Source organism: Streptomyces sp. NPDC050759, assembly GCF_044456945.1.
Taxonomy (GTDB): domain Bacteria; phylum Actinomycetota; class Actinomycetes; order Streptomycetales; family Streptomycetaceae; genus Streptomyces.
Map to the genome: position 1 here is coordinate 86,107 of NZ_JBITGI010000029.1, position 6,073 is coordinate 92,179.

Annotated in this window: 6 protein-coding genes; 1 reads left to right on the forward strand and 5 read right to left on the reverse strand. The window is 68.6% G+C overall.

Features of this window, described 5'->3' with window-relative positions; all coding sequences use genetic code 11:
• Positions 1-59: 59 nt before the first annotated feature.
• Both ACIBJB_RS45580 and ACIBJB_RS45585 read right to left on the reverse strand, forming a co-directional pair.
• Positions 60-713 (reverse strand): DUF6230 family protein, encoded by a 654-nt coding sequence (locus ACIBJB_RS45580; protein WP_398940066.1) that lies wholly within the window; start codon positions 711-713, stop codon positions 60-62.
• Between the two features lie 663 nt (positions 714-1,376).
• On the reverse strand, positions 1,377-2,354 hold the full coding sequence (locus ACIBJB_RS45585) for a tetratricopeptide repeat protein (protein ID WP_398940067.1): 978 nt from the start codon (positions 2,352-2,354) through the stop codon (positions 1,377-1,379).
• A gap of 231 nt (positions 2,355-2,585) precedes the next feature.
• Here ACIBJB_RS45585 and ACIBJB_RS45590 point away from each other — a divergent pair, with 231 nt between their 5' ends.
• On the forward strand, positions 2,586-3,212 hold the full coding sequence (locus ACIBJB_RS45590; RefSeq protein ID WP_398940068.1) for a TetR/AcrR family transcriptional regulator: 627 nt from the start codon (positions 2,586-2,588) through the stop codon (positions 3,210-3,212).
• 15 nt (positions 3,213-3,227) lie between these two features.
• Here the strand turns inward: ACIBJB_RS45590 and ACIBJB_RS45595 are convergent, their stop codons facing one another.
• The 3 genes from ACIBJB_RS45595 to ACIBJB_RS45605 form a co-directional block, all read right to left on the reverse strand.
• Positions 3,228-4,928, reverse strand: a complete 1,701-nt coding sequence (locus tag ACIBJB_RS45595) for a methylmalonyl-CoA mutase (protein WP_398940069.1) — start codon at positions 4,926-4,928, stop codon at positions 3,228-3,230.
• Between the two features lie 74 nt (positions 4,929-5,002).
• Complete coding sequence (locus tag ACIBJB_RS45600) at positions 5,003-5,341, reverse strand: DUF3817 domain-containing protein (protein ID WP_062045642.1); 339 nt, start codon at positions 5,339-5,341, stop codon at positions 5,003-5,005.
• Between the two features lie 43 nt (positions 5,342-5,384).
• Complete coding sequence (locus tag ACIBJB_RS45605; protein WP_031059180.1) at positions 5,385-5,894, reverse strand: MarR family winged helix-turn-helix transcriptional regulator; 510 nt, start codon at positions 5,892-5,894, stop codon at positions 5,385-5,387.
• Positions 5,895-6,073 lie beyond the last annotated feature (179 nt).

Here is a 6,073-nt window from a genome sequence, read left to right on the forward strand (position 1 = left end):
GACGAGCGAGAGATGGCAGGCGGGGGACCGTAACGGCTCCCCCGCCCGTCACTGAGCGCCTAGTAGCACTCGATTCCCGCGCCGCTGCCCCAGCTCAGCCCCATGTGCAGGTCGGAGAGCTTGAAGGTGCCGGCCGTGGTGGCCCACGCCGTCTGCTTCACATCGGTCAGCACGGCCTTGTCGGCCTGCTGGGCGAACCCGAACGGGCTGGACTTCTCCCCGTCCGCGGTCTTGGGCTTCGGGGTCTTCCCGCTGGTGGTCCCGGCGGGGACGCCGATGTCGATGCCCGAGAACACGGCATCTTTCGCGTCGAGGTTGGCGACATCGATGTAGATCTGGTCGGCTTCGACCTTCGTTCCCTTGTCACCCGCGGTCAGCTTGAGGGTGACGGACTTGTTCAGGAACGGAACCGGGGTGACCACGGACTGACACATGTCGGTGATCGTGGCGTGGCTGAACGCCGACACCGACACCGGGTGCGCCTCGTCCTTGCCCTCAAGACTCTTGCCCGAGTCTATGGAGCCGTACTGGTTCATGTCGTAGCCGACGAGCTCGCCGGCCCGGACCTTGAACTCCTGCCCCGACACACTGAACGACGCGGCAAGCGCGCCCTGTGCGAGGGCGACACCTATCACAGCCGTGGCGGCAACGCTGGGCACCATCACCACAGCGAACCGCTTCCATCTTGTCCCGCCACGCACCTGGGACTCCATATTTCCTCCTTCTCGGACGTACATCTCCTGGCCCTGACTGCCCCCTGTCAAAAGGCGGCTCAGCCGGGCAGGGATGGGAGAAGTGCTACGTCCTCGGGAAGGAGAGCGCCCGCACTCGGAGGCGCCAATTGCGCACCGATCACCGGCGATCACCCCCGAGCGACTACCACTGGTCGCGCCTGACACGCATCACGCACAACCTTGCCGGACAGGCTCCGCCGTGTGGGCGAAGACCCCCCTGTCCGAGAGCCGGCGCACCTGCCGCCGACCCTGCTCGGTGGGGACCCAAGGAATCCCGCCACCCAACCGGCTGTCGGGGTACGGGAAAGGACCGAGCGTCGCCGATCGTGGTGCATTCTCGCCGCCCGCACAAGGGGCTTCGTTACTCGGTAGTAACGGCCGGATAACCGAACAACGACCCGCTGGTCTCGGTCGACGACGCTGGGTGGCAAACAGGGGGAGGACAAAGCAGTTGATCGATGGACAGAATCCGACAGATCAACGGCCCTGACTTACTGGAAGTAACAGCGGCCGCGTTTACCAAGTTTTGGTAAAGCGCGGCCGCAGTGACGTTCTGTCGGCAAATCTTTCACTCGGGCACCACATGCCGTGGTGTTTAGCAACTGGTCAGAACCGGGCTCGCGCCCCGCTCGGACCCCCCGCTCAGAACAGGGCGCGGGAGAGCGCCCTGCGGGCGGCGGACACCCGTGGATCGTCGGCGCCCACCACCTCGAAGAGCTCAAGTAGCCGAATCCGTACGGTGTCCCGCTCGTCACCCGCCGTGCGGCGCACGGTGTCGATGAGCCGCCCGAACGCGTCCTCGACATGCCCGCCGACCAGATCGATGTCCGCGGCGGCGATCTGCGCCTGTGCGTCACCCGGCTTCTCGGCCGCCTCCTTGCGCACCTGCTGCGGGTCCAGGCTCTGTACCCGGTGGAGCAACTCGGCCTGGGCGAGCCCCAGTTTGGCCTCGCTGTTGCCGGGGTCGTCACTCAGTACGTTCTTGTACGCCTGGACGGCACCGCCGAAGTCCCCTGCGTCCAGGGCACGTACGGCGGCTTCGAGGAGTGCGTCGTACGGTCCCGCGGGGACGGCCGCGGGCTGCGGGGCGGCGCCCGGTTGGGCGTCCGGGTCGACCGCGAGACCGGTCAGCCCGAAGCGCTGCTCGGCGACCTGCACCAGCTGGTCCAGGGTCTGCTGGATCTGCTCCTTGCCCGCCGCACCCTGGAAGAGCGGCAGGGCCTGGCCGGCGACGACGGCGAACACGGCCGGGATGCCCTGCACCCCGAACTGCTGCATCAGCATCTGGTTGGCGTCGACGTCGATCTTGGCGAGGAGCAGGCGCCCGCTGTACTCGACGACGAGCTGCTCAAGGACGGGGCTCAGCTGCTTGCAGGGCTCGCACCACTCGGCCCAGAAGTCGATGACGACCGGGACCTCGGTGGACCGCTGCAGGACATCGCGCTCGAAGCCCGCCTCGTCTACGTCGATGACGAGATCGGCCGGGGAGACGGCACCGGGGCCGCCGCCCTGCCGTGCGGCTTCGGCGCGCGCCTGCTCCGCCTTCGCCTTGGCCTCCTGGGCCGCCTTCACCGCGGCGAGGTCGACGACTCCGCTCATGGACATGTTCCGTGGCTGCATGCGTCTATCCTCCCCCGTGGGCGCGCGTCTGTGAAAAGCGATGTGAAAGCCGGTCGTGCAGCGCGGTCCTGACGCCGGGTCCCCACCCCACGCCGTGCGTACCACCGCCCGCGTACGTCCGCCGCGAGCTTTCGCTACGAGTCGTAGCGTAATGGCACTGCGTGCCTGCCCGGTACCCCGCCCCGGTGATCTCTCTCACTGCGACCGAGAACCGCCGGTTATGGTCGGAGGATGCAGAGCCGCACCCCTGCCCCCCGCGCCACAGGACGCCCGCGCAGCGCCGCCGCGGACACCGCGATCCTCGCGGCGACGAGGGCGGCGCTGGTGGAGCTGGGCTGGTCGAAGCTGACGCTGGGAGATGTGGCTACCCGTGCGGGGGTCGCGAAAACCACCCTCTACCGCCGCTGGGCCGGCAAGAACGAACTCGTCGTCGACGCGGTGGCCGAACTCTTCGACGAACTGGAACTCCCCGACAGCGGGACCCTCGCCGCGGACATCGAGGGCGTGGTCCTCCAGTTCGCGGCGATCCTGGACCGACCGGAGGCGAAGAACGGCCTGATGGCGGTGGTGGCGGAGTCATGCCGCGACGACGCGCTGCGCGAACGCATCCGGTCCTCGATCGTCGACCGCCAGAAACGGCTGGTCCTGGAGGGCCGCGAACGCGCCCAGGCCCGCGGCGAACTCCCGCCGCCGGCGGACCCCGTCGAGGCGGCCCGCACGGTCGACCTGATCTTCGACATGGTGGCGGGAGCGGTGGTCCACCGCACGCTGGTCAGCGCGGAACCGGCGGACGAGGCATGGGTCCACGGCTTCACCCAGGTGCTGTTGACGGGTTTGGCGGGGTCGCCTGTGGAGTGAGGCGCGCGGGTGGGGTCAGAACCCCGCCGGCTCGGTGTACACCCCCCACTCGTCCCGCAGCACCCCGCAGATCTCCCCGAGGGTCGCCTCCGCGCGTACGGCGTCCAGCATCGGCTGGATCATGTTGGAGCCGTCGCGGGCGGCCACGAGCATGCCGTCCAGGGCCGTTCGAACAGCCCCTTCGTCCCTCGCCGCCTTACGGCCGCTCAGCGCCCGCACCTGCTCGCGCTCCACCTCGTGACTCACCCGCAGGATCTCCAGATCGCCGGTGACCGAGCCATGGTGGACGTTCACCCCCACGACCCTCTTCTCGCCCTTCTCCAGGGCCTGTTGGTACCGGAAGGCCGCCTCGGCGATCTCGCCCGTGAACCACCCGTCCTCGATGCCGCGCAGGATGCCGGACGTGATGGGCCCGATGGGATGCCGCCCGTCGGGATGCGCCCTGAGCCCCCGCTCCTTGATCTGCTCGAAGATCTTCTCCGCGTCCGCCTCGATCCGGTCCGTCAGCTGCTCGACGAACCAGGAACCGCCCAGCGGGTCGGCCACGCTCGCTACCCCGGTCTCCTCCATGAGCACCTGCTGGGTGCGCAGCGCGATCTCCGCGGCCTGCTCGGAGGGAAGCGCGAGGGTCTCGTCCAGCGCGTTGGTGTGCAGGGAGTTGGTCCCGCCCAGGACCGCGGCCAGCGCCTCGACCGCCGTACGCACCACGTTGTTGTACGGCTGCTGCGCGGTCAGCGAGACACCCGCGGTCTGGGTGTGGAACCGCAGCCACTGCGCCTTCTCGGAACGCGCTCCGTACACGTCCCGCATCCACCGCGCCCAAATGCGCCGCGCCGCCCGGAACTTGGCGATCTCCTCGAAGAAGTCGACGTGCGCGTCGAAGAAGAAGGACAGTCCGGGCGCGAACACGTCGACGTCAAGACCGCGCGACAGGCCCAGCTCCACGTACCCGAACCCGTCCGCGAGCGTGTACGCCAGCTCCTGCGCCGCCGTGGAACCGGCCTCACGGATGTGGTACCCGGAGACGGACAGCGGCTTGTAGGCGGGGATGCCGGCCGCGCAGTACTCCATCAGGTCGCCGATCAGGCGCAGGTGCGGCTCGGGCTGGAAGAGCCACTCCTTCTGCGCGATGTACTCCTTGAAGATGTCCGTCTGGAGCGTGCCGTTGAGGACGGACGGATCCACGCCCTGCCGCTCGGCGGCGACCAGGTACATGCAGAAGACGGGGACGGCCGGTCCGCTGATCGTCATCGACGTGGTGACGTCACCCAGCGGAATGTCCTGGAACAGGACCTCCATGTCCGCCGCCGAGTCGATGGCGACCCCGCAGTGCCCGACCTCGCCGAGGGACCGGGGGTCGTCGGAGTCCCGCCCCATCAGCGTCGGCATGTCGAAGGCGACCGACAGGCCGCCGCCTCCGTTGGCGAGGATCTTCTTGTACCGCTCGTTGGTCTGCTCGGCGTTCCCGAACCCGGCGAACTGGCGGATGGTCCACGTCCGCCCCCGGTAGCCGGTCGGATACAGCCCGCGCGTGAAGGGGTACTCCCCCGGCCACCCGATCCGCTCGAAGCCCTCGTACGCGTCCCCCGGCCGGGGCCCGTACACCGGCTCCACGGGATCACCCGAGAGGGTGCTGAAGTCGGCCTCACGCTTGCGCGAGGCGTCGTACCGGGCCTGCCAGCGTCGGCGGCCCTCTTCGATGGCGTCAGCGTCCATACCTTCGAAGTTACTAGGACGTCCAAGTAAACGCGAAGGACGACCGCCGTACGCGTGTTGTACGGCGGTGGGGGTTATGCCTTGACGGGCGCGGGAGCCTCTTCGGTGAACTTGCCCTCCAGCTCGCGGCTGATCTTCCGCTCCACGAAGAAGGCGGCCGTCGGAATCGTCCCGGCGAGCAGCACCCAGACCTGCTTGAGGATGGGCCACCTCGCCTTGGAACCCAGGTCGAAGGCGAAGACCAGGTAGACCACGTACAGCCAGCCGTGCGCGATGGCGACGACGCGGGTGACGTCCGCGGCGCCGTCGATGTCCAGGCCGTACTTGGCGATCATGCTCAGGCACAGCAGGACCAGCAGCACACCGGTGACGTAGGCCAGGACGCGGTAGCGGGTCAGCACGCTCTTTTTCATGCCTACGAGCGTAACCACGCGTTCCGGGAGATCTTGCCCCGGGTCAGTCCTCGTCGAAGTCGTGCGCGGCGACCCTCAGCGGCCGCAGCATCGCGAAGATCTCCGCGCACTCCTCGGCGTCGTACACGCCGAGCCCGAAGTCCATCGCCATGAGGTCACGCGTGGCGGCCTCGACGACCTCGCGGCCCTTGTCGGTAATGGAGGCGAGGGTGCCGCGGCCGTCGTTGGGGTTCGGGCGCTTGTCGACCAGACCGGACCGGACCAGGCGGTCCACGGTGTTGGTGACCGAGGTGGGGTGCACCATGAGCCGCTCACCGATCTTCGACATCGGCAGTTCGCCGGCCTTGGAGAAGTTGAGCAGCACCAGCGCCTCGTACCGCGCGAACGTCAGCCCGTACGGCTTGACCACGGCGTCGACCTCGGCGAGCAGGATCTGGTGCGCACGCATGATGGAGGTGATCGCGGCCATGGACGGCACGTTTCCCCAGCGCTGCTTCCAGAGTTCGTCGGCGCGGGCGATGGGGTCGAAGGGAAGACTGAGCGGCTTCGGCACGGCAACGACCTTACCGGCCGGTCACATCGTGGTCAGCACCGTCTCGCGTTTCAGACGGTGCGGGTTCGGTGGGGGCGGGCGTTGTGCGCAGTTCCCCGCGCCCCTGGGTGCCTGCGGCGGCCCGTTGCGGCTCCGGTGGGGGCTTGTGTAGCGCGTGCGGTCTGGTGGGTGGGTCGGGG